General features: G+C 65.1%; 21 protein-coding genes and 1 tRNA gene. 11 read left to right on the top strand and 11 right to left on the bottom strand.

Translation table 11 applies throughout. The annotated features are described in order from the left end of the window. The first annotated feature begins 257 nt into the window (after positions 1–257). The 5 genes from ACYQ26_RS02420 (at position 258) to ACYQ26_RS02440 (ending at position 3,515) form a co-directional block, all read left to right on the top strand. On the top strand, positions 258–782 hold the full coding sequence (locus ACYQ26_RS02420) for a hypothetical protein (protein WP_459806731.1): 525 nt from the start codon (positions 258–260) through the stop codon (positions 780–782). Between the two features lie 384 nt (positions 783–1,166). Then, the gene (locus ACYQ26_RS02425; protein WP_459806732.1) at positions 1,167–1,679 is read left to right on the top strand and encodes a hypothetical protein; all 513 of its coding nucleotides are present in this window, start codon (positions 1,167–1,169) and stop codon (positions 1,677–1,679) included. 213 nt (positions 1,680–1,892) lie between these two features. Continuing rightward, on the top strand, positions 1,893–2,429 hold the full coding sequence (locus ACYQ26_RS02430) for a hypothetical protein (RefSeq protein ID WP_459806733.1): 537 nt from the start codon (positions 1,893–1,895) through the stop codon (positions 2,427–2,429). 121 nt (positions 2,430–2,550) lie between these two features. Continuing rightward, positions 2,551–3,057: a hypothetical protein gene (locus ACYQ26_RS02435; RefSeq protein ID WP_459806734.1), complete on the top strand. Its 507-nt coding sequence runs from the start codon at positions 2,551–2,553 to the stop codon at positions 3,055–3,057. Positions 3,058–3,143: 86 nt separating this feature from the next. After that, on the top strand, positions 3,144–3,515 hold the full coding sequence (locus ACYQ26_RS02440; protein ID WP_459806735.1) for a hypothetical protein: 372 nt from the start codon (positions 3,144–3,146) through the stop codon (positions 3,513–3,515). 38 nt (positions 3,516–3,553) lie between these two features. On the opposite strand, the gene cysE is transcribed toward ACYQ26_RS02440, so the two are convergent. The 3 genes from cysE to ACYQ26_RS02455 all read right to left on the bottom strand — a co-directional run bounded on the left by cysE (position 3,554) and on the right by ACYQ26_RS02455 (position 5,734). Further along, positions 3,554–4,066: a serine O-acetyltransferase gene (gene cysE, locus ACYQ26_RS02445; protein ID WP_459806737.1), complete on the bottom strand. Its 513-nt coding sequence runs from the start codon at positions 4,064–4,066 to the stop codon at positions 3,554–3,556. Between the two features lie 178 nt (positions 4,067–4,244). Then, positions 4,245–4,913 (bottom strand): metallophosphoesterase family protein, encoded by a 669-nt coding sequence (locus ACYQ26_RS02450; RefSeq protein ID WP_459806738.1) that lies wholly within the window; start codon positions 4,911–4,913, stop codon positions 4,245–4,247. 230 nt (positions 4,914–5,143) lie between these two features. Then, positions 5,144–5,734, bottom strand: coding sequence for an IMP cyclohydrolase (locus ACYQ26_RS02455; RefSeq protein ID WP_459806739.1), 591 nt, complete (start codon positions 5,732–5,734; stop codon positions 5,144–5,146). Between the two features lie 329 nt (positions 5,735–6,063). Between ACYQ26_RS02455 and ACYQ26_RS02460 the strand changes: the two genes are divergently transcribed. After that, a tRNA-Gln gene (locus tag ACYQ26_RS02460) sits at positions 6,064–6,136 on the top strand. A 129-nt stretch (positions 6,137–6,265) separates the two neighbouring features. Further along, positions 6,266–7,012: a rhodanese-like domain-containing protein gene (locus ACYQ26_RS02465; protein ID WP_459806740.1), complete on the top strand. Its 747-nt coding sequence runs from the start codon at positions 6,266–6,268 to the stop codon at positions 7,010–7,012. Between the two features lie 23 nt (positions 7,013–7,035). Here ACYQ26_RS02465 and ACYQ26_RS02470 read toward each other — a convergent pair whose 3' ends face one another. The 3 genes from ACYQ26_RS02470 to ACYQ26_RS02480 form a co-directional block, all read right to left on the bottom strand. After that, a complete protein-coding gene (locus ACYQ26_RS02470; RefSeq protein ID WP_459806741.1) occupies positions 7,036–8,388 on the bottom strand; it encodes an oxidoreductase in 1,353 nt (450 codons plus the stop codon). A gap of 509 nt (positions 8,389–8,897) precedes the next feature. Continuing rightward, on the bottom strand, positions 8,898–10,139 hold the full coding sequence (locus ACYQ26_RS02475; RefSeq protein WP_459806742.1) for a S8 family peptidase: 1,242 nt from the start codon (positions 10,137–10,139) through the stop codon (positions 8,898–8,900). Between the two features lie 362 nt (positions 10,140–10,501). Further along, on the bottom strand, positions 10,502–11,545 hold the full coding sequence (locus tag ACYQ26_RS02480) for an NAD(P)-dependent alcohol dehydrogenase (RefSeq protein WP_459806743.1): 1,044 nt from the start codon (positions 11,543–11,545) through the stop codon (positions 10,502–10,504). A gap of 200 nt (positions 11,546–11,745) precedes the next feature. Between ACYQ26_RS02480 and ACYQ26_RS02485 the strand changes: the two genes are divergently transcribed. Together ACYQ26_RS02485 and ACYQ26_RS02490 are read left to right on the top strand one after the other, a co-directional pair. Then, positions 11,746–12,810, top strand: a complete 1,065-nt coding sequence (locus tag ACYQ26_RS02485; RefSeq protein WP_459806744.1) for an amidohydrolase family protein — start codon at positions 11,746–11,748, stop codon at positions 12,808–12,810. Beyond that, complete coding sequence (locus ACYQ26_RS02490; RefSeq protein WP_459806745.1) at positions 12,810–13,658, top strand: iron-sulfur cluster assembly protein; 849 nt, start codon at positions 12,810–12,812, stop codon at positions 13,656–13,658. The genes ACYQ26_RS02485 and ACYQ26_RS02490 overlap by 1 nt, the downstream gene beginning before the upstream one ends. An 18-nt stretch (positions 13,659–13,676) precedes the next feature. On the opposite strand, the gene ACYQ26_RS02495 is transcribed toward ACYQ26_RS02490, so the two are convergent. The 3 genes from ACYQ26_RS02495 to ACYQ26_RS02505 form a co-directional block, all read right to left on the bottom strand. Next, entirely contained in the window at positions 13,677–14,852 is a 1,176-nt protein-coding gene (locus tag ACYQ26_RS02495) for an LEA/WHy family protein (protein WP_459806746.1), read from the bottom strand. A gap of 173 nt (positions 14,853–15,025) precedes the next feature. Beyond that, a complete protein-coding gene (gene cgi121 / locus ACYQ26_RS02500; RefSeq protein WP_459806747.1) occupies positions 15,026–15,544 on the bottom strand; it encodes a KEOPS complex subunit Cgi121 in 519 nt (172 codons plus the stop codon). Continuing rightward, positions 15,544–17,904 (bottom strand): ATP-dependent DNA helicase, encoded by a 2,361-nt coding sequence (locus tag ACYQ26_RS02505; RefSeq protein ID WP_459806748.1) that lies wholly within the window; start codon positions 17,902–17,904, stop codon positions 15,544–15,546. The genes cgi121 and ACYQ26_RS02505 overlap by 1 nt, the downstream gene beginning before the upstream one ends. 122 nt (positions 17,905–18,026) lie before the next feature. Here ACYQ26_RS02505 and ACYQ26_RS02510 point away from each other — a divergent pair, with 122 nt between their 5' ends. Further along, the gene (locus tag ACYQ26_RS02510) at positions 18,027–18,464 is read left to right on the top strand and encodes a universal stress protein (protein ID WP_459806749.1); all 438 of its coding nucleotides are present in this window, start codon (positions 18,027–18,029) and stop codon (positions 18,462–18,464) included. 36 nt (positions 18,465–18,500) lie between these two features. Here ACYQ26_RS02510 and ACYQ26_RS02515 read toward each other — a convergent pair whose 3' ends face one another. Continuing rightward, on the bottom strand, positions 18,501–19,709 hold the full coding sequence (locus tag ACYQ26_RS02515; protein ID WP_459806750.1) for an inorganic phosphate transporter: 1,209 nt from the start codon (positions 19,707–19,709) through the stop codon (positions 18,501–18,503). A gap of 119 nt (positions 19,710–19,828) precedes the next feature. On the opposite strand from ACYQ26_RS02515, the gene ACYQ26_RS02520 reads away from it, so the two are divergent. Continuing rightward, positions 19,829–20,074 carry a ferredoxin gene (locus tag ACYQ26_RS02520; protein WP_459806751.1) on the top strand — a complete coding sequence of 82 codons (246 nt, stop codon included), beginning with the start codon at positions 19,829–19,831 and terminating at the stop codon, positions 20,072–20,074. A gap of 82 nt (positions 20,075–20,156) precedes the next feature. On the opposite strand, the gene mdh is transcribed toward ACYQ26_RS02520, so the two are convergent. After that, the gene (gene mdh / locus ACYQ26_RS02525) at positions 20,157–21,071 is read right to left on the bottom strand and encodes a malate dehydrogenase (RefSeq protein ID WP_459806752.1); all 915 of its coding nucleotides are present in this window, start codon (positions 21,069–21,071) and stop codon (positions 20,157–20,159) included. Between the last annotated feature and the right edge of the window lie 73 nt (positions 21,072–21,144).

Raw genomic sequence — 21,144 nt, forward strand, 5'->3', positions numbered from 1 at the left:
AGTACCGACTATTGAAGAATTTGTGCTTGAAAATGCTGACTCAGATATCACTGTGAATTTCAACTCTGTTAATGAGGTCGAATAAAATGACGTCTGATTGGCTCCTCACACTGCATTTGTGCTATCAACCAGGAGAAAAAACTGCCCCTCAGAATGCTCTCGAATGGTTATTTGAGAATGGGTGCCACACTGAAGAAGGAGGAAGTAACGATCGGTGCCACTACTATTCGAAATCAATGGATAGGCCTCAATCGGATATGCCGACGGAACGAGCGCTATCCGAACTGGAAAACGAAGAAGGATATCTTCAGCTCTGGTTAGATGGTATCCAATTTACCTTCCAGAACTGGGATGACTACGATGGAGTTCCCCAGCTACCATATTATACCTTCAAAATCCCCAAAAGGGAGTTGAAGGTAGCAGATCCATCTGAGAATGAAGCGTGGAAGGTGAACACTGTACTCGATCTCGTTGCGAACTTCGCCGACAAAACGGAGGTATTCTACGGATTTGGTGATTTCCCAGCTGGTGAACGCGCATCCGATCGACAAGATGTCGATGCCCTCCGACGGGGAGATCTTGAGCACATATTTTGGTTCAATTACTTCTCGGAACCAATCGTGTCGGAGATCGGTCGCGAACACCTCCTTGACGCGCCCGGGGAACGTGTCGAAGAACGGGTTTCAGGGGCTGTACTCCTTGTTCCGTATCTTGATCTCGTAGAGAGAAGCGGACCTCATCCGCGAGAAGTGGAAAAGTATCTAGGTCTGTATCCTCCGTAATGTAAATTTCCTAGCGATTGAGAATGAGTCTACGCTCGGATCCGATGAAAATCACGGATGGGTCTATCTCAAAGGTAGGCAATTGATGCAAACCAGTTCGATGAGAAGCAGACAACGACAATCTGGCCGAACGGACAGGATCTACCGGATCCACTGCAAGAAAAATTCCCACTCGAGGATGGTGTCCCACGAACAGACTGCGAGTAACGCTGCTCACGAGTATCTCACCGAAGTCCGTCCACTGTCTCCCGAATGGGGATAAGCTTGCTCACTGAATTTGAAACAAAGTTAACTGAATCAGATGAGGCACTCGAGATTTGCGATCAAATGCTGCCACGAATGTATATCGACGCTGACTCCTAAGCTAGGCAATAAAACCAAGCCATGAACGACGAAGTCCAGTTTTCGATCGAGTTCGTTTTAACGTCGCCGAGCGTCGACGACGTGAAAAGCGGGCGACCGCCTAGTTCGGGATCCGTGCGTCTCTCAACGGCCGACGGGGTGGAAGAATACAGCCTCACTTTATTCACGCGTTCTGTCAGGAAAGCACTAGACGCTGTGAAGAAGCTGCTCCGGGGTGGCCGCGGAGGCGTGCCTACTCACGACGAGGCATATCTGGTATTCGAATTAGAAGATGAACAGCATGGTCACGTCACGATCTGTTATAGCCGCGATGCGATCGACGACCCAAAACGACGGGTAGTGCCTCGCGATCAACGGTCGCTTGATGCTATCCTGCTGCTACCAGTGCTGGTCGATGAAGCCGTTACGGCCGTAGCAGACTTGCTCGATCGCATCGCACAACTGAACGAGAGTGTTGACGAGTACGGGTGGTTCCAAGATATGAACGAGGAACTCAGAGCCGTCCGAGACGTGGCTGACGGTCACCTTCAGTAACGTTTCCTTCTCTTCTGCTATACTCGATGCCGAAGCCCTGTCGAGTCAAGCTGACACCGCCAGGCAGGCATACTGGCTGTGGCGCTTCAAACGCGGGATCGACGCGATTCCCAAAGCACGAGGACAAGAGACCAGTCACGGTCTACGTGGAATCAATCGAGTTCACTCAAACAGCATATCCCCAAAACCTGCCGTAGATACCGATTGATCACGATGGAACTCATCGATGCACAGATCGACGACGTCGGACCGAAAAACGGACAGCGACGCGTTATCGTCTCGGTAGACGGAACGAAGTTTGGCGTGTTCGACGGCTACAAGCAGAGCAAAGGCGGCGCTCTTCGGGTTGCGACTGCCGAGTGGCTCGAACAGAGAGACGCGGAAGTACTGCTAATGGCGACGATGACGACAGACGTGGTGCCCGTCGAATCCGAGGGGCGTTCGATCGACCCGTCGACAGACAATCCGACTGGGTGGCAGGATCACGCGTTCCAAGGGACCGTCGAAGCCGTCGTTGACGATACTGCCACGTTGCTGGAGGAGATACGGCTCGTAGACGGATTCGAACCGGGTGATCGAGGACAGGAACTTGATCCTGCGTCCTTCGAGAACCTCTCTTCGGCAGTTATCTCACTCGGATGCGGAGCGATGCTACTCGATCTTTCAGATGTCGATCAGGAAGTCACGACGAGTGAACGTGTACGGTTTGTAAGCAGCCGTACGGACGTGCTGGGGTACAGGCTACCGTAACTCCCGACTTTCCGTCGATCGACACAACTTGAAACGGCAGTCTCTGAAGAAGACGCAGAGAGTCTATCTGAATTCGCGATTAGCAAAAGTGGCGAGATAATCTAGAAATCTAGAGATGAATATGGATACATTTGATTTCACCGTCCGATACGACAACGGTCTCCGAGAGCAGTTAGAAACCGGTTCTGCGGATCTGCTTGGATGGATCGATACCATGTCTACCGGTGACCAGTCTCTGATTGGCGGTGAGGACACGACGGAACTTCGCGAGTATCTCGTCAGCCTATTCAGTGGACTGCTCCAGGCTCTGTTAGATGTCGCTAACGGCGAAAACGCGGTCGTCAAGGGAGGGAACGGTCCAGTGTATTTCGCATTCGAACCGCGCGAGGAGAACGCCGTAACGGTCTCAGTCTGCTACTCCAAAGAGAGCGCACAATCGCCAGCGGCACGAGAAGCGTACGAACCAACTGCGACCGTTCGCACTCAGCCATTCGTTGCGGAGATAATCAAGACCGCGTCGGAGTTCGTGGAATTCGCTCTCGAGGTGAACCCGGACCTCGCTGAAGAAAGCGCATATCAGGGACTTCGTGCGGATATTGAACGCGTTAAAACCATCTATGAGGTGTAGCCTCGAAAACTAAACGTACTGCTAGTGACGGCCGGTTTGCAACCTCCGGGTGTCGCTTTATCGCTGTCGCGCTGGCGCGTACACCTATGAGCCAGCGCGACCGCGAAGACACTGCGTACACCGAACTCACGCCCGACGCCTGGCACCAAGACGACGACGGCAACTACTACATCGACTGCCCCGAGTGCGGCTCGGCTGCAACGCTGATGAACGTCGTCAAGCACGGCCGCTGCAACGGCTATCTCAACCAGCAGGAGGACGAAACCGACGTCGACGAGACCGCGATGGACTGCACCGCGAAACTCCACCTCGAGTTGGGCTACCGATCCGCTCCCGAGGAGACGATGACCGACGAGGCAGTCGGCGAGTCCGCGAGCGACGCCGAAACGGACGAGGGCGTGCCGGCGGAGGAGTCGCCGCCGGGCACGAACGGAACGGTGAGCGACGATCAGCAGTGACGGCCTCGTAGAACGTAACTCGAGCGACGCCTGCCGTCTCAGTCGTCGACTCGCTTCGCCGGGACGCCGACGACGGTCGCCCCCGGTTCGACGTCGTCGGTGACGACCGAGCCGGCGCCGACGGCCGCGTCCTCGCCGATCGTGATATCGCCCAGCAGCGTCGCGTTCGCCCCGATCTGGACGCCGTCCTCGACCGTGGGATGGCGCTTGACCGGTTCGTTTGTGTCCCCGCCCAGCGTAACGCCGTGGTACATGTGGACGTCGTCGCCGATTTCAGCGGTCTCGCCGATGACCACGCCCATGCCGTGGTCGATCGTCACTCGGCGACCGAGATCCGCAGCCGGGTGGATCTCCACGCCCGTCAGCAGCCGCACGAGGTGCGAGAACAGCCGGGCGACGAGTCGAAACTCCCGATTCCAGAGCCAGTGGCTGAGCCGGTGGCCCCAGACCGCGTGGACGCCGGGGTAGGCCAGCGCGACCTCGAGACACCCCTTCGCGGCGGGGTCACGCTCGCACATCGCCCGGACGTCCTCACGCAGTCGCCGAAGCATCGCTCACCCCGTGGACGGCTGCGGACGGCGCGGTCGCTCGGCGACGCGGTCGGTGAAGCGGCGATCGGCAACGACACCGGCCGGTAACGCGGCGCGGATATCTCCTGGCGATACGCGCGGTCTGGCCGGTAAATGCCATACCCGAGCGTATCAACGAAATCGCCTAAAAGGGTTCGTTTCACTTGCCCCGTTCGAGCCGACTCCCGATCCGCTCCGGAAGGCCGGCCTCTCGGACGGCCTCCTGAACCGCGTCGATGTCGTACTCGACGCGATCGGTGTCGACGGTCATCGCCTCGAGGTCGACCACGGCGTAGCCCGCCCGCGGGTCGCCGTCCCGCGGTTGGCCGACGCTACCGGGGTTGACGACGATGCCCTCGGCGTACTTGCGGACGCCCTGGACGTGCGTGTGGCCGAGCACGAGCACGTCCTCGTCGCCGAGCATCCTGGCGGAGAACTCCTCGGGGTAGGTGTACCGCGTATACCGGTCGGGATCGTCGGGGTGGCCGTGGACGAGCTTCACCCGGCCGTCGCACTCGGTGCGCTCGACGGGGAGGTCCGCGAGCCACTCGAGTTGGTCGTCCGAAAGCTGCCGTTCAGCGTACTCGACGCCCGCGCGGGCCATCCCGTTGAACCGGAAGGGCGTCTCCGCGGCGACCGCGGCGTCGTGGTTGCCCATCACCGTCGGCACCTCCCGCTCGCGGAGTTCGTCGACGCAGTCGGCCGGCCAGGGGTTGTAGCCGACCACGTCGCCCGCACACAGTAGTTCGTCGACCGGCGGCATCTCCTCGAGGACGGTCTCGAGGGCGACCCGATTGCCGTGGACGTCAGAGATGAGTCCGACCTTCATCGTCCTGCGCGAAGGTAACGCACGCGAGGGGTTTGTAGGTTGGCCGGTCGCGCTCGCAGCCGTCGGCGGCCATGGGGGCCGTCGGCTGTCGGCCGTCACACCGCCTTCGTCGGCGGCCACGTCGACGCCGGCCGCGACCCGGTGCCTCGAGGGCGACGGCGACGGCACCGGACACGCCGGCATGGGCGAGCGTGATCGCCGCCGTCATCCCCGTCCGGGCTGGCCCGAACTTACTCGCCGTTCTCGATCGCCGTCTCGAACCCGTCGTCGGTCCGGGCGACGCCGGCCGCACAGACCGCGTGCTCGAACTCGAGCCCGTACGCATCTTGCGCCGCTTCCTCGGCCGTCTCGGCCTCGAACTCGAACGCTTCGGGCGCGTTCTTCTCGTAGGTCGCGACCAGCGTCGGCTCGTCGACCGTTTCGACGATGAGGGCGTCCTTGCGCACGGTGCCGATCAGCGCCTCCCCGTCGTCCCCGATCGTCGCCGCGATCCGGGGCGTGTCGTAGTCGTCCTTCTCGTAATCCAGCGCGAGCAGGCTCTCCGCGAGCGCGTCGCGGGCCGGATACCCTAACTCGAGTTTCTCCGCGATCGGGTCGACGTGCGAGCCGTTGCCGAAGGCGGCCGTCTCGCCGGTCGGCGTCTCGACGACTCGCAGGCAGTTGTAGGAGACGTACGGGTTGTCCGTCTCCGGCGCGTCGTCGGTGGGGCCGACGGTGAGCGCCTCGTCTCGAGCGGCGATCTCGCGGTTCGGGAACGATCTCGAGGAGACGCGGTAGGCGCCGACCTCGGGGCCGACGACGACGAATCGTCCGACGTACATACGCGTCGGTGCGCTCGAGAGGGGAAAAGTCGTATCGGTTCGAATCTCGGTGGTGATATTCGCCGGATCGATTCACCGGCCGGACGCTTATACCGGCCGCCGGGACCAAACGGGGCGCGACGACTGAAGGTGTGTGTCTCGAGGCAGATTGCGACGATGGTCGTTACCGGACGCTCGAAGGAGCGTATCAGCGCGGCGATCGACCGGTGTATCGTTCTCTGTGCGAACTGCCACCGCAGAGAGCACCTCGAGGATGATGACAACCCCCAACCAGAAATCGAACCCGACAATCATAAATAGGGACCTGCCTAACAATCTGGTGCAGCGATAGTCCATTGGGGTAGTGGCCAATCCTGAAGCCTTCTGGGGGCTTCGACCCTGGTTCGAATCCAGGATGGACTACTCCTTTCGTTCTTTCGACTCGAGTTCCGTCCGAGCGCCGTCTCCCGGTTTCCAGTTGAAATGAAGGGGTCGGCGGTGACGTGACCGTCACCAGAAGCCATATCTTGTCCTCGTCGCTAGAGACGGTATATGAATCGACGGAGGTTCCTCGCGCTCGGCGGGGCGACGGCGCTCGGCACCGTCGCCGGGTGCCTCGGCGGTAGCGGCAGCGACGCTGACGGATACGGGCCGCAACCGGAGACGATGCCCGAGGAACGCTCGATCGACACCGACGCCTACGAGACGGTGACGGTCGACGGCGTCGAGGTACCGCTGGCGCCGATCGACGACGTCTACTACTGGTATCAGCGGCAGGAAGCGCGGATGGCCGACGCTCGCGGCGCCAGTCAGTACGAGCAAATGCGAATCGCCGGCGCGGTGTTGAGCTCCGCGCCGCCGTACACTCCCGACGACGATCCGGTCGCCGAGTGGCCGACTGACGACCGGATCGTCACCTACTGCGGCTGTCCGCATCACCTTTCCAGCGCACGCGCTGCACCGCTGATTCAGAACGGCTACGAGGAGGTGTACGCGCTCGACGAGGGGTTCCAGGCGTGGCTGGATCGCGGTTATCCGATCGAAGGGTCGGAGGTCTCGGACGAGCGGGCCACCTACCAGATCCGCGGTGAGTCCGATCCCACCTACGCCGGCGAGTTGGTCATGCTCGAGCAGGTCGACGCTGACCGCCTCGAGGCCGGTCCGATCGCGGCGGACGGCTCGTACAACCTTCAGCTGCACTACTCGGGCGAACCGTCGTCCCGATTCCGGATCGACGCGCCCGATTACACGGTCGAAGGAACGCTTGCGGAGCTGACGAGCGACGTCGTGACGGCCTGACGTCGCTTTCGGCACCGCTGCCGCTAGTCGGGTTCGGAACGGTCGTACGCACCCTCTCGCTCGAGTTCGCCCCGCCGCCGAAGTACCTCGGGCGTCCGGCAGACTCCCGGCGCGCCGGTCACCTGGGGCACCGTACAGTTGTTACAGCTTTCGCAGACGACCCGCGGGTTGTCGGTCGCGGAGCCGGTCTCGCTCTCGAGCAGCCGCGCGCCCAGCCGGGGTTCGGCGTAGAAGGGGCGGGCCATGCCGACCATGTCGCAGGCGGGCTCCGTATTCTCGTCACCCAGTAGGCGATCCATCTGCGCCCGGCTCCGAATCCCACCTTCCGCAAGCACGGGAATCGATACCTGCTCGCGGACCCGCCGACAGAAGTCCTCGTTCCAGGCGGGCTCGAAGTCGTACTGCAGCGACTCGAGCCGGTTGGCCAGCGATACCAGTCGCCGCCGCAGCGGTCCCCCGAAAGCCGCGTCGTACTCCGCCTGCAGCGCTTCGTTGGTCCACGCCCGTTCAGGGTACTCCCCGCGGACGATGCTCATGTCCCAGACGACCGACGTCTGGACGGGCACCACCGCGTCGTAGCCGATCTTCTCGAGCCGTCGTGCGATCTCGATGCCGTCCTCGAGCGAGAGCTTCCGCCGGACGAGCGGCGACGGCGGCGCGGGCGTCTCGGCGGGCACTTTCGTCATCAGCGGCACGTCGCCAGCGCGGTCGCGGATCTCGTCGTGGACCAGTGCGAGAAACTCGAGGCGCGCGTCGGGGCTCCCGCCGAACTCGTCGTCCCGGCGGTTGTAGAACGGCGAGAGGAACTGCTGGACGATCCCCATGTTCGCCCCCGCGAGGTGGACGCCGTCGTAGCCCGCGTCGACGGCGTAGGACGCCGCTCGGCCGAAGTCGGCCGCGAGGTCGTACACCTCGTCGGTCGAGAGCACGTGCGGGTCGTAAGAGAGAAAGCCGAGTCGATCGAGTAGCCGCAACTGCCACGGCGGTTTCGAGACTGCCAGCTGCTTCAGGTCCGGGTATTCGCGCCGGTACTCGGCGTGCCAGGTCTCCATGCTCCGCAGGCCGCCGTGCTCGAGTTGGACGAAGATCCGGCCGCCGTGGTCGTGGATCCGGTCGGTCAGCCGCTCGAGGCGCGAGACGAACGCGGGGTCGTGGACCCGGGTCATCCCCGGCGCGGCGCAGCCGCCCTCGCCGCGAACGATGGTCGCGCCCTGGCAGACCAGACCGACCCCCGACTCGGCGGCGGGCTCGAGATCCTCGATCAGCGTGTCGACGGCGTCGGGGCCGTTGCCCGCGCACTCGAGTAGCGGTGCACGGTAAAGCCGATTCGGAACCTCGCAGCCGCCGATCTCGACGGGGTCCTCGAGGGTGGCCATGGCGGGCGTATTCTCCGGCCGCACAAGAGGGTACTGCCGGTGCGGCGCCGCGACCGCGTCTCGTCGCTCCGTCGTGTCCGCCCGAAACGCGGACGCGAACGCCTAAATATGTGCAGCGATAACATACAACGATGGGCCGATGTCCATCGAAAACGATCCGGTGGCTGAACCGCCCACGTGTTCGACGTGCGACATCGAAATGGAACTCAGAAACGAGGGAACTGCAAAGACGATTCCGGTAGTGGGAAGCGAGGTAGAGTTTCGGCAGTTCAACTGTCCGGAGTGCGGTCAGGGCATTCGATTCGAGCGAACTGGATCCGACGAGGAGTGGTCCCGGCCCGTCGGCTGACCTGCTCGGACGCACCGAACGCGTCAATCGCGGCCGGGTGGGTATCGGCTACCCTCGTTACGACGACGCGTCTTTCGTCGCGACAAGGGACGAAACGGAGAAGCAGCGTGGTCGACGGTAGGACGCTGTTTCGACCCGAAACGCGATAGCGGAAACCGGATTAGGGTGCGGTTTTCCGCCCGCCCTTTTTCGGTCGCCGCTCGGCGACGGCTGCGGCGGTAACAAGCCCCGCTCCCTGTTCCTCGGGCGGTAGGCCGAGGTCTTCCGCGGTCTCCTTCATGAAGGTTCGCGCTTCGTCGGCGGAGTAGCCGATCCCCGCGAGTAATGCCCCCGTTCCGCTCACGTGCGGTGCCGCCATCGACGTCCCGCTCAGTTTTGCGTAACGGTCGTTCGGCAGGGTCGAGAGAACGTCGACACCGGGAGCGGCCAGTTCGATTTCCGGTCCGACGTTCGAGAAGACGGCGAGTTCGTCGGTTTCGGTCGTTGCGCTGACCGCAATCACCTCGTCGGCGGCTGCAGGGTAACTGACCGGCCCCGATTGGTTCCCCGCGGCGGCCACCAGTAGCACGTCTCGTTCGGCCGCGAACTCGAGCGCGTCCTGGACCACCGTCGAGAACGGGCCGCCGAGACTCATGTTCGCGACGTCGTAGCCCTGCGCGGCGGTCCAGAGAATACCCAGCGCAACGTCCGACGCGAAGCCGACCCCGTTGCTGTTCAACACTTTGGCGGAATGCAGCGTCGCGTCCGGTGCGACGCCGAGAACTCCGAGCCAGTTGTCGAGCGCGCCGATAGTGCCGGCGACGTGCGTTCCGTGTCCGAAATCGTCGTCCCATTCCGTCTCGCACTCTCCTCGGCACGGGATGACGCCGATGCCGTCGCCCACGTTCTGACGAAGATCCTCGTGGGTCGGATCGATTCCCGTATTGATCACTGCCACGTGAGCGCTCTCGCCCCGGATGCCGGCCGCGTGAGCGGCGGGCGCACCGATGCGTTCAATGCCCCACGGCACCCGTTGATCGGTCAGATCACGATCCCGTACCTCCTGTGGCGGGAGGATGAGCCGGTATACCGAGTCGACCTCGACGAACTCGATGTGACCGGAGCCGGCGAGGTCCTGCGCGGCGTCGAGCGTCGACTCGATGGTGATCGCGTCGATCGGGTCGATTTCGTGGACGACGCCGTTCGCCGCCTCTCTTGCCAGTTCGGCTCCGTGCGGGGTCGCGTATCCGATGTTGAATCGTGCTCGGTCGTCGAGGTCGGGCAGCGTCCGTTCTCCGTCGGACTCTTGGGCAGTGACGCCGACCGAACCCGTGAGACCGCCCAGCGCCACTCCCGTTCCACTTACCGCCTTGAGAAGCATTCGCCGATCGATATTCCAGTCATCTAGTCCGTCGATCTGCATTACACGTCCGCAGAGAATATCCACACAGATTGTATCATTCTCACTATAACTTGCTATTCGAACGCTGAATCGTATATGTCCGAGCTATATCGGGGTCCGTGGGTACGGCGCCGATCGGAGTGAAGATCGACCGAGAGAAGTATCAGTTATGGAAATTATATATCGCTGTACTCTCGGAGTACACCGTCGAGAAGACTCAATCACCCGATTCAGACGAGCGAGTGCGCGATGCCAGCGACTCGTCAGCAGCTGTTGGCTACGCTCTCGGAAGCGAACCGCTTCCCGTACGGACCGTTCACGGTGCCGTACAGCGGCTGAGTCCCGCTGCGGCGAGCGTGAAAATCGGGGCTCGCCGCACCGCGTCAGGGCGGGGTCACGACCGCACGCCCCTCGATCTCGTTGTGCTCGAGCCGTTCGGCGACCGTGTTGATGTCCGCGAGATCGTACCGCTCGGTGCGCAGTTCGACGTCGCCGCGGTCGACGAGCGAGACGAGTTCCTGCAGTTCGGCGTACTGGCCGACGAGCGTCCCCTTGAAGGAGAACTCGCCGTCGACCAGCGCCTGGCAGGGTTCGTGGATGTGGCCGCCGTAGCCGATGATGTGGTGGTCGCCGCCCGCGGCGACGATGTCCGGCGCCGCGCCGGTCGTCTCGTCGGCGCCGACGAAGTCGAGGATCTGCTGGGCGCCCTCGTCGTCGGTCAGGTCCGCGACGGCGTCCGCGAGGTCCTCCTCGGCGGAGTTGACGGTGTGTCGCGCACCCAGATCCTCGGCCAGCTCGAGCGCTTCGTCCTTGACGTCGACGGCGACGATGTCGGCGGCGCTCATCGCCTCGAGACACTGGAGGCCGATGTGGCCGAGACCGCCGATGCCGATGACGACGCAGGCGTCGCCGGGGTTCAGTTCGTCGACGGCCTTCTTGGCGGCGTGGTAGGCCGTGATCCCCGCGTCTGCGTGGGGCGCGATCTCAGTGGGATCGACGCCGTCGGGCAGCGGGATCACCGCGCGCTCGTTGGTCTGGAGGTACTCGGCGAAGCCGCCGTCGGTTGTGAGTCCGTTGAACTGGCTGTTCTTGCAGTACATGTCCTCGCCGAGCCGACAGGGCCGGCAGATGCCGCAGGTCTGGACGGGGTGGCAGATCACGGGGTCGCCCTCCTCGACCAGCGTCACCTCCTCGCCCGTCTCGGCGACGATGCCCGCGTTCTCGTGGCCCAGCGTCATCGGCAGGTCTTGGGGCGCGTAGTCCGCCCACATCCCCTCGATGATGTGGTTGTCAGTCTGACACCACCCTGCGCCCTCGACCTCGACCAGTACGCCGTCGGAGCGCTCGAGCTCCGGCCGGTCGACGTCGTCGATCTGTAGGGCGTCGCTCATGTCGTCGGTGTACTCGTGCAGTCGGGCTGCTTGCATGGTAGCATACCGCACTTCACCGCACATGACGTAAACATTCACCCCGCCTCTCGCCCACCGAACACGTTTCTATACTATCACTACCCGACGAATATGTTGGATGAATGTCGATAACTCCCGCTGATAAGTGTCGTCCTCGGTGGCAGTCCGCTAATCTGTGGAAAAGAATAATGTTGGACCGTGTTGACTGCCAGTGTGCCATGTATCAGCATGACGGTGAGGATGTCTTCGTCATCGACGCCCACGTGCACCTGTGGGACGCGACCGAGGAGAACATCCAGCACGAGGGGGGAGAGGAGTTCATCCAGTGCTTCTACGACTACCACACGACGTTCACGCCCGAGGACCGGCAGTGGAGCCTGGAGGAGTACCGCAAGTACGGCCCCGATCGGATGGTCGAGGACATGTTCGGTAACGCGGCGGTCGACATGGGCATCTTCCAGCCGACCTACCTCACGGACTTCTACGACGAGGGGTTCAACACCACCGAGCAGAACGCCGAACTCGCCGAGGAGTATCCCGAACGGTTCGTCCTCAACGGCTCGTTCGATCCCCGCGACGGCGACGAGGGCCTCGAGTACCTCGAGGAACTCCACGAGACCTACGACGTGCCGGGCGTGAAACTCTACACCGCCGAGTGGCGCGGCGACTCGAAGGGGTGGCGCCTCGACGACGAGGAGGCCTTCGAGTTCCTCCAGAAGTGTTCCGATCTCGGCATCGAGAACATCCACGCCCACAAGGGGCCGACCATTCGACCCCTCAACCGCGACGCCTTCGACGTGGCCGACGTCGACGACGCGGCGTCGTCGTTCCCGGAACTCAACTTCATCGTCGAGCACGTCGGCCTGCCCCGCCTCGACGACTTCTGCTGGATCGCCGCTCAGGAGAACAACGTCTACGGCGGGCTCGCGGTCGCCGCGCCGTTCGCCCAGAACCGCCCCGGCAAGTTCTCGGAGATCATGTCCGAACTGCTCTGGTGGCTCGGCGAGGACCGGATCCTCTTTGGCTCCGACTACGCGCTGTGGAACCCCGACTGGCTCGTCGAGGAGGTCATGGAGGCCGAGTTCCTGCAGGAACACCGCATGGAGTACGGCGTCGAGTGGGACCTAGAGACCAAGAAGAAGGTCATGGGCGAGAACGCCGCCGAACTGTACGACATCGACCTCGAGGAGAAGCGCCGCCAGTTCCAGGACGACGACATCAGCGAGCGGTTCGACCTTGAGGACCACTACGCAAGCGGGGAACCAGCCCCCGCGGACGACTGATGAGCGGAACCGAATCCGACGGCCGCGCCGGGTCGCCCGGCCCGACGCGGGCGGCCGTCCGCGACCGCCTGGATCGGGTCACCGATCCCGAACTCGACCGCTCGATCGTCGAACTCGAGTACATCGACGCGATCGAGATCGACGGCGACTGCGTCACGGTCGAGTTCACCCTGCCGACGGCGTGGTGTTCGCCGGCCTTTGCCTGGATGATGGCCGTCGACGCCCGCGACGAGGTCGAGTCGCTGTCGTCGGTCGAGGAGGCCCGTATCGTCCTCGACGAGCACATGCACGACGAGGAGATCAACCGCGGCGTCAACAAACGGCTGTCGTTCGCCGAGTCGTTCCCCGACGCCGACGGCGACGTCGAGGCCGTCCGTGCGGACTTAGACGAGAAGGCCCGCGTCGCCCGCCAGTACGACGCCGTCGAAACGCTGCTCGAGGCCGGCCTCAAGCCCGCGACGATCGTCGACCTGCGGCCGACCGACCTCGAGCGGTACGAACTCAGAACTGCCGACGAGTCCGCCGGGAGCGGGGGCGGAGCGGAAGCCGAACGCATCGCCATCTACGTCCGGGACCGGACGGTCGCCGTCACCGTCCCGGCAGCGCCGATCGACCGCTACCTCGAGAAGGCCCGCGAGACGGGCGTCGTCGCGGACGACGCCGAGCCGCTGTTTCGGACGCCGGACGGGGAGCCGATCGATCCCGAGTCGTTCGATCTCGTCCACCAGCGCGGCCGGGTCGCGCAGGTCAACATGTCGAGCCAGGGCGGCATCTGCGACGGCCTGCGCGAAGCCAGGGAACGGCGGTTCGGCAGCGAAACGGGCGACGGGGGAACGGCAGACGACTGACTCAAGCGGCCCGCTTCCTCAGATACCGAGCCGGAGCGGGCCGTCGGAGCTGCTATCGTCCGACCCGGTCTCGTTCGAGCCGTCGCTCCCCTCGCTCTCCCAGTCGGTCAGATCGAGGCCCGCGCCGCCGTCCTCGAGCGCGCCGCCGTCGGGCGTCGCCCACGGCATGACCTCGCAACTCCGGTTCTCGAGGCCGGCCTCCTGCTCGACGAAGATGGCGGTTCGCATGTCGTAGCTACAGCGGATCGCGTCGCCGTCCTCGGGGATCGTCACCGTCTCGCCGTTGATGGTCATCGCCAGCTGGGCGCGCATCTCGGCGTCGGTTCGCTCCTCATTGTCGACGTGGGTCGCGAACCACGAGACGACGTCGTCGTTGTCCATCGAGGCGACGAACGTGATTTCCCGGGTACCCTGCGGCGGGATCGTCGTATCGGAGGGCGCATCGAGCAACTCGACCTCGTGAGCGTCCCACTGGGCGACCAGCCGGTCGTTGAACTCCATCTCACCCGTCAGCGCCGGCGTCGGTAGCGGGTAGGCGTTCGGGTTGTGCACCTCGAAGGTGAGGTGGAGTTCGGTCCGATTCTCGGTCACCTCGCCCCACTCGGCGTCAGTGTCGCGGATTTCGACCGTCGGCTCGACCAACTCCCGCTGCGGCCCCGAGCCGGTCCGAACCGGCGATAGCGAGTGCTCGCCCTCGTGGGCCGCCAGCGACTCCTCGATCATCGCCTTCAGGTCCGTCTCGATCTCGTCCTCGTGAGCGTAGGAGGGCGACCCCGAGAGCGGGCCGACCGAGACGTGGGCCGTCACGTCGGCCGTGAGGTTGCTCACCTCGTCGTTCCGGACGTGCGAGACCCACCAGGACGGCAGGCGCTCGTAGCGTAGGTCCGTCCGGATCTCTCTCGTCGAGTTACCCGAGGGCACCGCCACGCCGTCGACCGATCCGTTCGCGAGGGCGACGTCGTTCATCGCGAGGTCGTACTCGAGGGTCGCGTCCTCGAGTTCGATCCCGGGATTCGGGTTGTCGATCCAGACCGTCGAGATCACCTCGATCCGCTCGTCGGTGACTTCGCCCCACTCGTTGTCCGCGAGGCCGGCGTCGGGGAGGCCGACGACGCCGGCGGCGTAGAGCCCGCCGAGTGCACCGGTGGTACAGACGCCGAGGACGAGGACGACCGTCATCACTTTCCTGATCATTCGTCCGAGCCCAGGCGCCGACGTCCAATATAGATGGTCGGTTCGGAATCGGCTATAGACGCCGCATTTGACACGATACCGACGCGATCGGACCGACGCGCGCGGTGGACTGGCTCGAGGGTATCGGATCGGTTGGATGGCGCGGTCCGGCGGCGACGATCGCCGCAGCGTCGCTACTTCTCGACCTCGAGCAGCGCGACCCGTTCGCGGACCAGCGCCGCGAGCGACGCGTCCGTCGCCTCGCGTTCCGCGTCGGTGATCTCGAAGAAGCCACACAGCGTGTCCTCGTCGGTCGACTCGAGCGTCGGCGCGCGTTCGACGAACGCCTCGAGGCCCGTGACGGCCTCGAGCGCGGCGGCTTCGGCCTCGCCGGTATCGCCGTCGGACCGGCTATCGACCAGCACGACCGCTCGATTCTCCCCCGCGTCGACGCCCATCTCGAGCGCCCGATCGATCTGCCGGCGGCCGGCGGCGTACAGCAGGATCTCGACCGCACGATTTCGGGCGACGTTCTCGCCGCGGTCGATGGCCCGGTCGGCCAGTTCGACGGCCCGCTCTATGTGCCGCCGGTCGGCGACGTAGCGGGCGTCGAACGCCTGAATCGTCACGTCGTGTCGGTCGCCGATCCCGTTGAGGTCGGCGACGAACGAATCGAGGTCGTCGATCGCGAGTCGGCATTCGAGTAGCTCCATCAGAAATCACCCAGACTTGACTGGCTCTCGTCGGCATCGGCGGTCGCGCCGTCGCCGTCGGCACTGGTCGCTTCGCCCTCGGTACTCGAGTCGCGGATTGGGCCGCCGGCGTCCCCGTCGATCGGTTCGACGCCGTCCATCGACGGATCCTCGCGACCCGCGTTCTCGAGGATGTTCTCGGCCGTCTTCTTCCCCTTGAGGACGTTCAGGACGACGCCCTTGTCGGCGCTGCGCAGGTCCGCGGGCTCCTCGATGCCGGCCTCGTAGAGCCGGCGGGCGCGCTTGCGGCCGACGCCGCCGACCGAGACGAGTTCGAGCAGTTCGTCGCTGACGCCGTGTTCGACGCGGGCGCGGGCCTCTCGGACCGCGACGGTCCACTCGGTGTCGATCTCCCGCGCGAGCGACTCGGCGGCCCCGAGCAGCCACTCGGCGGTGTCGACCTTCCCGCGCAGGTCGCCGGGGCCGATCTTGTACCGGTCGGTAATCTTCTCCTCGTCGACCTCCTCGGCCCAGTCCTCGAGCAGTTTGCCGGTCTTCAGCGCCGCGAGCCAGTCCTCGAAGCGGTCCTCCTCGAACTCGCTGGGCGCGTCGCCGAGTAGTTCGGCCTCGCGCTCGTAGTAGAGCTCGCCGAACTTCTCGTCCTCGCCGGACCGGAGGTAGAGTTCGTACATGTCCGGCGTACGCGAGACGAGTTGGTAGAGCCCCAGCGCGGTCGGCCGGTCGTCGGCGCTCTCGAGGCCGTGGACGATCTCGGCGGCGCTCATCGGATCGAGGTAGAGCCGTGAGACGGTGTGGCCGAGGCTGGTGGCCTCGAGTTCCTCCTCGCCGGCGGATCGTTCGGCGAGGTCGGCGGCGGAGGTGAACGCGCCGTCCTCGGCGTCTGTCGCAGTTTCGCCGCCCGAGCGCTCGATGAAATCGTTCCGCTCGAGGTAGTCCAGCACGTCGTCGGTCACCCGCTCGAGCCGCCCCGGCTCGCTCGACTGACTCGCGTACAGCGTCGCCTCGAGGAACTCGAGCAGCCCCTCGCGAGTACGAGCGAACCCGGAGGCGATGGTCGCCAGCACGTGCGTCCGCAGGGCGGGCTCGGCCGCCAGCTTCGAGCGGACAGGCTCGGGCTCGGCCCAGACGTACCGGTCGAACAGCTCCTGGCTCTCGTCGTGGTTCTTCGCCAGCAGGACGGCCTCGCCGTAGGGGTCAAGTCCCGGCCGGCCCGCTCGGCCCATCATCTGGTGGACCTCGAGGACGTCGAGCGGGGCCATCCCGCCCGCGCTGGGGTCGAAGCGCCGCCAGTCGCGGACGATGACCCGTCGGGCGGGCGTGTTGACGCCGGCGGCCAGCGTCGGCGTCGCCGAGATCACCTTCAGCAGCCGGTCTCGGAAGGCGTCCTCGACGATCGAGCGCTGGGTAGACGAGAGGCCAGCGTGGTGGAAGGCCGAGCCGCGCTCGACGCAGTCGGCTAAGTCGCGGCTCGTCTCGGTGTCGCTGTCGTCGCGGATCTGCTCGGCGAGTTCGGCGAGTTCCGCCTCCTCCTCGGCCGTGAGTTCGCGGCTCGCAACCTTCCCCAGTCGGCGGGCGGCGGCCTCGGCGTTGCGACGCGAGTTGACGAACACGAGCGAGGAGCCGCCTTCCTGCAGGATGTCCCGAACCAGCGCGGCCTCCTGCTTCTCGGAGCCTTCGACGGGCACCTCCCGCGTCGAGCCGTCGTCGAAGTTCAGGGCGTTGCCGTAGTGGACGCCCATCCGAAGGTCGATCGGGCGCCAGTCGGTCTCGACGAGTTCGGCGTCGAGCCAGTCGGCGATCTCGTCGGCGTTGCCGACCGTCGCCGAGAGCGCGACCGTCTGTAGATCGGGGTTGAGCTTCCGGAGTTTGGCCAGCGTCACCTCGAGGGTCGGCCCCCGATTCCGGTCGTCGATGAGGTGGACCTCATCAGAGACGACGCAGGTCAACTCGGAGAGCCAGTCCGCGCCGTTGCGAACCAGCGAGTCGACCTTCTCGCTGGTGGCGACGACGATATCTTTGGTGGCGAGCCAGTCGCTGGTCGACTCGTAGTTGCCGGTCGCGACGCCCGTGGTCACGCCGAACTCCTCGTAGGCCTCGAACTCCGCCTTCTTCTCGCTGGCCAGCGCTCGCAGCGGAACGATGTACAGCGCCTTCCCGCCGCGCTGGACCGCCGACAGCATCGAGAGGGCAGCGATCATCGTCTTGCCGCTGGCGGTCGGCACCGCGGCGACGAGGCTGTCGCCCTCCGTCGCGCCGGCCTCGACGGCCTCGGCCTGTGGCGGATAGAGCTCCTCGATGCCCTGGTCCCGAAAGTGAGAGACGGCACCGGGTGGGAGCCCGGACAGCTCCTCGATATTCATTACCCGCTTTTGGCGCGTCCCGGGGTTTAAACTGTCGTCTCGGCGGCCGAACGGAGTGCTCGAGCGACCGACCTGCGCGGCGCCGGCGATAGACCGATGCCCGTGGCGACCGAAGGTCGCGTATGGCCGACTCGGACCCCGCCCGCGTCCTCGTCCCTTCACTCGGCCGTCCGCGGGAGGACGAGGCGCTGGCCTACGCCCTCGAGACGTTCCCCGACGCCGACGTCACGCTGCTGTCGGTCGTGACGCCGCTGGACGCCCCGCTCAGCGAGGGCGGCGTCCTCGAGCGCGACGAGGAGCGAACGGCGCAGGCGCGCCGGGAGTCGCAGGCCTTGCTCGAGACCGTTGCACCCGCGAAACGGGATCGCGTGCGGATCGAAACCGTCGAGGGGCGGCCCGGAACCGTCGTTCCGCAATACGCGAGCGACGAGGCCGTGGACCACGTCGTCATGTACGGCCACGATACCCGGTCGTCCGGATTCTTACGCCGATTCCTCGGCCGGGGCATCGCCGCGACGGTCGTCGAGCGGACCACTGAACCGGTCACGGTCCTCGAGTAAGTACGCTGGTGACTGACCCGAGAGGTCGATTCCGGATCACCCGCCGAGGACCGCCGCGAGCGCCCGGTAGAGGGCGTAGCCGACGGCGGTCGAACTGCCCAGCGTCAGCAGCCAGAACGCGATCGTGACGCCGATCTTGCGCCGCGAGACGCCGGCCGAGCCGGCCGCCAGCCCGCCGCCGATCACGCCCGAGAGGACGATGTTGTTCAGCGAGATCGGAATCCCCAGCGCGATCGCCACCTGCGCGATGATGAAGCCGGGGACCAGCGCCGCGATCGAGCGCCGGACGCCGAGCTGGGCGTACTCCCGCGAGGTCGCCTGCAGGAGTCGCGGCGCGCCCATCCAGGCGCCGGCGAGAATCCCCGCCGCGCCGATCGACAGTAAGGCGATGCTCGGCAGCCCGAGTTCGGTCCGGAACAGGTTCTCGAGCGGCCCCGTCGCGAGCCCGACCTGCGAGCCGCCCGAGGAGAAGGCGACGATGCCGCCCAGCACGAGCAGGAACGAGCGGATGCCGCGCTCGACGGAGACGAGGACTCGCTTGCGAACCCAGTAGAACGCGAGCGCGCCGGCGCCGATCGTCACGAGGACGATCCCGAGGTCGACGCCGGCGGCGAGCGTCGGGCCGCCGCCGAACCGACGGGCGAGGAACCGAGCGAGCGTGCCCTGGTCCGCGACCGGATCCGGAATGACGCTCAGTCGAACGTTCGCGAGGATGGCACCGACGATCCCCGCTAACAGCGGGACGCCGATCGATTCCGGTACGTCGTCGCGCCGGAGGACCGTCGCCGTCGCGTACGCGAGCCCGCCGGACATGATCGGCACGAGCAGCCAGAAGGTCCCGAGTCGGCGGTAGGTCGCCATCGCCGGATCGCCGCCCAGCCCGAGCCCGACGCCGACCATCGCGCCCGTCGTCGCGAACGCCGCGGGGATCGGGTACCGCGTGTAGATACCGATCCCCATGAACGTCGCCGCGGTGAGCAGCCCCGCGGTGGCCGCCAGCGGCGTGATCGCGACGCCGTCGATGAGGTCGGCGCCGATCGTCTTCGAGATGCTCCCGCCCTGCATGAGCGCCCCCGCGGTCGCGAGCAGCCCGATGACGAACGCGGCCTGCATCGTCGAAATCGCGTTCGCGCCGATCGCCGGGGCGAAGGGCGGCGAGTTGCTGTTGGCGCCGAGCACCCACGCCATGCACAGACAGGCGACGATCGCGACGCCGATGACCAGCGGGGACGACGGAGCGACCATTCCGTCCGCGCGTCTTCCACGACCACCCGGAAAAGCGTTGACTCGAGTCCGACCCGCGCCGGCCGCGGGCCGATCGACGTCCCGTCAGGGCTTTACCCGCGTCGGCCGAACGGACGCCCATGAAGGTCGAATTCGACGAGAACACCTGCATCGGGATGTTCCAGTGCGTCGCGGAGTGGGACGCCTTCAAAGAGAACAAATCGACCGGCACGGCCGACCTCGAGGGCAGCGAGGAGGTCGAGGACGGCGTCTTCGTCCGCGAGGTGCCCGACGACGCGGAACTCGACGCGAAGTTCGCCGCGCGGACGTGTCCCGTCGACGCGATCAAAATCTACGACGACGACGGCGAGCAGTTGATTCCCTGAGTCCGATTCGATCGTTTTTATAGCCACTCGGCACCGTCGCCGGTACGTCGGGTCTGCGTCGAAAAGAATCCGGGATCGATCGTTACGCGATCTTGTCGTACTGATCAGAGAGCTTCTCGGCGGCCTCGCCGAGCTGGTTGCGCTCGAACTCGGTCAGGTCCCACTCGACGATCTCCTCGACGCCGTCCGAGCCGAGCTTGCAGGGCACGCCGAAGGCGGCGTCCTCGTGGCCGTACTCGCCCTCGAGTTTGACGCTGCAGGGCAGCACCTCGCCCGTGTCCCGCAGGATCGCTTCGACCGTGTGGCCGACGCCCGTGGCGGGACCCCACTGCGTGGCGCCTTTCTTCTCGATGACGTTCATCGCGGAGGTCTGGAGCTCCTCGAGCAGTTCCTCCTTCTCCTCGTCGTCGAACTCGAGGTCTCGACCGTTGACCCGCACCTTGGAGAAGACGGGGACCTGTGCGTCGCCGTGCTCGCCGAGAATGGTCGCCTCGACGTTCTGCACGGGCGCGTCAAAGCGTTCGGCGATGACGTAGCGGAAGCGGGCCGAATCGAGGCGGCCGCCGAAGCCGATCACCTTCTCGCGGGCGCGGTCGCCCGACTCGTAGAGGTGCCGGTTCAGCAGGTCGACCGGGTTCGACGTGGTGACGGTGATGAAGTCGTCGTTGTGCTCGGCCAGCGAGGAGCCGATGTCCTCCATGATCGGCGCGTTGTCGCCCGCCAAGTCGATGCGGGTCTGGCCCGGCTGGCGCGGGATGCCGGCGGTGATGACGACGACGTCCGAGCCGGCGGTGTCCTCGTAGCCCCCCTGTCGGATCGTCGTGTTCGAATCGTACGCTGCGCCGTGGTTGACGTCGGCGGCCTGGCCGATCGTGTCGTCCTCCTTGTCCGGAATGTCGACCAGCACCAGTTCGTCCGCGACGTCCCGAAGCGCGATGTTGTAGGCAGCGGCGGCCCCGACCGTTCCGGCCGCGCCGACCACGCTAACTTTCGTCATACCGTGTAAAACTCTACCACCCCTTGCGTTAAATCCGTCGAAAACGGGCGCTTCGGCCGGTTCGACGAGCTTT

The sequence above is a fragment of the Halopiger thermotolerans genome, from assembly GCF_054654555.1.

Excerpts from the sequence above, each read along its gene's own strand:
- ACYQ26_RS02420 (WP_459806731.1), top strand. The coding sequence starts at position 258 with ATGCCGACGGAACGAGCGCTATCCGAACTGGAAAACGAAGAAGGATAT.
- ACYQ26_RS02425 (WP_459806732.1), top strand. The coding sequence starts at position 1,167 with ATGAACGACGAAGTCCAGTTTTCGATCGAGTTCGTTTTAACGTCGCCG.
- ACYQ26_RS02430 (WP_459806733.1), top strand. The coding sequence starts at position 1,893 with ATGGAACTCATCGATGCACAGATCGACGACGTCGGACCGAAAAACGGA.
- ACYQ26_RS02435 (WP_459806734.1), top strand. The coding sequence starts at position 2,551 with ATGGATACATTTGATTTCACCGTCCGATACGACAACGGTCTCCGAGAG.
- ACYQ26_RS02440 (WP_459806735.1), top strand. The coding sequence starts at position 3,144 with ATGAGCCAGCGCGACCGCGAAGACACTGCGTACACCGAACTCACGCCC.
- cysE (WP_459806737.1), bottom strand. The coding sequence starts at position 4,066 with ATGCTTCGGCGACTGCGTGAGGACGTCCGGGCGATGTGCGAGCGTGAC.
- ACYQ26_RS02450 (WP_459806738.1), bottom strand. The coding sequence starts at position 4,913 with ATGAAGGTCGGACTCATCTCTGACGTCCACGGCAATCGGGTCGCCCTC.
- ACYQ26_RS02455 (WP_459806739.1), bottom strand. The coding sequence starts at position 5,734 with ATGTACGTCGGACGATTCGTCGTCGTCGGCCCCGAGGTCGGCGCCTAC.
- ACYQ26_RS02465 (WP_459806740.1), top strand. The coding sequence starts at position 6,266 with ATGAATCGACGGAGGTTCCTCGCGCTCGGCGGGGCGACGGCGCTCGGC.
- ACYQ26_RS02470 (WP_459806741.1), bottom strand. The coding sequence starts at position 8,388 with ATGGCCACCCTCGAGGACCCCGTCGAGATCGGCGGCTGCGAGGTTCCG.
- ACYQ26_RS02475 (WP_459806742.1), bottom strand. The coding sequence starts at position 10,139 with ATGCAGATCGACGGACTAGATGACTGGAATATCGATCGGCGAATGCTT.
- ACYQ26_RS02480 (WP_459806743.1), bottom strand. The coding sequence starts at position 11,545 with ATGCAAGCAGCCCGACTGCACGAGTACACCGACGACATGAGCGACGCC.
- ACYQ26_RS02485 (WP_459806744.1), top strand. The coding sequence starts at position 11,746 with ATGTATCAGCATGACGGTGAGGATGTCTTCGTCATCGACGCCCACGTG.
- ACYQ26_RS02490 (WP_459806745.1), top strand. The coding sequence starts at position 12,810 with ATGAGCGGAACCGAATCCGACGGCCGCGCCGGGTCGCCCGGCCCGACG.
- ACYQ26_RS02495 (WP_459806746.1), bottom strand. The coding sequence starts at position 14,852 with ATGATCAGGAAAGTGATGACGGTCGTCCTCGTCCTCGGCGTCTGTACC.
- cgi121 (WP_459806747.1), bottom strand. The coding sequence starts at position 15,544 with ATGGAGCTACTCGAATGCCGACTCGCGATCGACGACCTCGATTCGTTC.
- ACYQ26_RS02505 (WP_459806748.1), bottom strand. The coding sequence starts at position 17,904 with ATGAATATCGAGGAGCTGTCCGGGCTCCCACCCGGTGCCGTCTCTCAC.
- ACYQ26_RS02510 (WP_459806749.1), top strand. The coding sequence starts at position 18,027 with ATGGCCGACTCGGACCCCGCCCGCGTCCTCGTCCCTTCACTCGGCCGT.
- ACYQ26_RS02515 (WP_459806750.1), bottom strand. The coding sequence starts at position 19,709 with ATGGTCGCTCCGTCGTCCCCGCTGGTCATCGGCGTCGCGATCGTCGCC.
- ACYQ26_RS02520 (WP_459806751.1), top strand. The coding sequence starts at position 19,829 with ATGAAGGTCGAATTCGACGAGAACACCTGCATCGGGATGTTCCAGTGC.
- mdh (WP_459806752.1), bottom strand. The coding sequence starts at position 21,071 with ATGACGAAAGTTAGCGTGGTCGGCGCGGCCGGAACGGTCGGGGCCGCC.